This window comes from Streptomyces sp. A18 (assembly GCF_059026065.1).
Genome location: NZ_JBWLKL010000185.1, coordinates 1 through 202, shown reverse-complemented (window position 1 = coordinate 202; position 202 = coordinate 1). Strand labels below are relative to the sequence as shown.

General features: G+C 70.3%; 1 protein-coding gene. It reads right to left on the bottom strand.

Annotated elements, in window-relative coordinates; all coding sequences use genetic code 11:
- The coding region (locus AC5P1C_RS44055) for a tetratricopeptide repeat protein (RefSeq protein WP_493871620.1) at positions 1 to 202 on the bottom strand (202 nt) is incomplete at both ends.

Sequence of the window (202 nt, the reverse complement as noted above, 5' to 3'; positions counted from 1 at the left end):
CTTAGGGTGTGGGGGTGGTCGGGGCCGAGCACACGTAGCTCGTTCTCCAGTAGGTCGGCGAACGCTGCTGCAGCGCCGGCCGGATCCCCCGCCTCCCCCTGCCAGTAAGCGAGGTTGCTGCGGGTGGCGAGGGTGTCGGGGTGGTCGGGGCCGAGCACACGCTCCCGATCGGCAAGCAGCTCCGCAGTGGCTACTACCGCTC